The organism is Enterobacter sp. 50793107 (assembly GCF_001463365.1).
Classification (GTDB): domain Bacteria; phylum Pseudomonadota; class Gammaproteobacteria; order Enterobacterales; family Enterobacteriaceae; genus Enterobacter; species Enterobacter cloacae.
The window spans coordinates 1-2,246 of sequence record NZ_LNII01000178.1; the positions used below are offsets into that span (position 1 = coordinate 1).

1 protein-coding gene is annotated in these 2,246 nt (G+C 52.1%); it reads left to right on the top strand.

Translation table 11 applies throughout. From position 1 onward, the window contains the following. On the top strand, positions 1-2,246 hold a 2,246-nt coding region (locus tag APU11_RS26210), incomplete at both ends, for a Tn3-like element Tn3 family transposase (protein ID WP_032491140.1).

A 2,246-nucleotide genomic window follows, 5' to 3' on the forward strand; every position in this document is an offset into this window, starting at 1 on the left:
TCATATTCCTTCCGGCGTCCGGCATTTTACCGCCAGACAGCTCGGGATTCGTGATATCACCGTTCTTGCAGAATACGGTCAGAGGGAAAATACCCGCCGTGAGCATGCAGCGCTGATACGTCAGCACTATCAGTATCGTGAATTTGCCTGGCCCTGGACATTTCGCCTTACCCGTCTTTTATATACCCGGAGCTGGATAAGCAACGAACGTCCTGGCCTGCTTTTCGATCTGGCGACAGGGTGGCTTATGCAACATCGTATTATTCTCCCCGGAGCCACTACGCTGACCCGGTTGATTTCAGAGGTAAGGGAAAAGGCGACGTTGCGCCTGTGGAACAAACTGGCACTGATACCGTCAGCCGAACAGCGTTCACAGCTGGAGATGCTGCTGGGGCCAACTGATTGCAGCCGCCTGTCTTTACTGGAATCACTGAAAAAGGGCCCTGTGACCATCAGTGGTCCGGCGTTTAATGAAGCAATTGAACGCTGGAAAACTCTGAACGATTTTGGCCTGCATGCTGAAAACCTGAGTACACTCCCGGCTGTGCGCCTGAAAAATCTCGCACGTTATGCTGGTATGACTTCGGTGTTCAATATTGCCAGGATGTCACCGCAGAAAAGGATGGCGGTTCTGGTTGCCTTTGTCCTTGCATGGGAAACGCTGGCGCTGGATGATGCATTGGACGTTCTGGACGCCATGCTGGCCGTTATCATCCGTGACGCCAGAAAGATTGGGCAGAAAAAACGGCTCCGCTCGCTGAAGGATCTGGATAAATCTGCATTGGCGCTCGCCAGCGCATGTTCGTACCTGCTGAAAGAAGAAACACCGGACGAATCGATTCGTGCTGAGGTGTTCAGCTACATCCCAAGGCAAAAGCTGGCTGAAATCATCACGCTTGTCCGTGAAATTGCCCGGCCCTCAGACGATAATTTTCATGAAGAAATGGTGGAGCAGTACGGGCGCGTTCGTCGTTTCCTGCCCCATCTGCTGAATACCGTTAAATTTTCATCCGCACCTGCCGGGGTTACCACTCTGAATGCCTGTGACTACCTCAGCCGGGAGTTCAGCTCACGGCGGCAGTTTTTTGACGACGCACCAACGGAAATTATCAGTCGGTCATGGAAACGGCTGGTGATTAACAAGGAAAAACATATCACCCGCAGGGGATACACGCTCTGCTTTCTCAGTAAACTGCAGGATAGTCTGAGGCGGAGGGATGTCTACGTTACCGGCAGTAACCGGTGGGGAGATCCTCGTGCAAGATTACTACAGGGTGCTGACTGGCAGGCAAACCGGATTAAGGTTTATCGTTCTTTGGGGCACCCGACAGACCCGCAGGAAGCAATAAAATCTCTGGGTCATCAGCTTGATAGTCGTTACAGACAGGTTGCTGCACGTCTTTGCGAAAATGAGGCTGTCGAACTCGATGTTTCTGGCCCGAAGCCCCGGTTGACAATTTCTCCCCTCGCCAGTCTTGATGAGCCGGACAGTCTGAAACGACTGAGCAAAATGATCAGTGATCTACTCCCTCCGGTGGATTTAACGGAGTTGCTGCTCGAAATTAACGCCCATACCGGATTTGCTGATGAGTTTTTCCATGCTAGTGAAGCCAGTGCCAGAGTTGATGATCTGCCCGTCAGCATCAGCGCCGTGCTGATGGCTGAAGCCTGCAATATCGGTCTGGAACCACTGATCAGATCAAATGTTCCTGCACTGACCCGACACCGGCTGAACTGGACAAAAGCGAACTATCTGCGGGCTGAAACTATCACCAGCGCTAATGCCAGACTGGTTGATTTTCAGGCAACGCTGCCACTGGCACAGATATGGGGTGGAGGAGAAGTGGCATCTGCAGATGGAATGCGCTTTGTTACGCCAGTCAGAACAATCAATGCCGGACCGAACCGCAAATACTTTGGTAATAACAGAGGGATCACCTGGTACAACTTTGTGTCCGATCAGTATTCCGGCTTTCATGGCATCGTTATACCGGGGACGCTGAGGGACTCTATCTTTGTGCTGGAAGGTCTTCTGGAACAGGAGACCGGGCTGAATCCAACCGAAATTATGACCGATACAGCAGGTGCCAGCGAACTTGTCTTTGGCCTTTTCTGGCTGCTGGGATACCAGTTTTCTCCACGCCTGGCTGATGCCGGTGCTTCGGTTTTCTGGCGAATGGACCATGATGCCGACTATGGCGTGCTGAATGATATTGCCAGAGGGCAATCAGATCCCCGAAAAATAG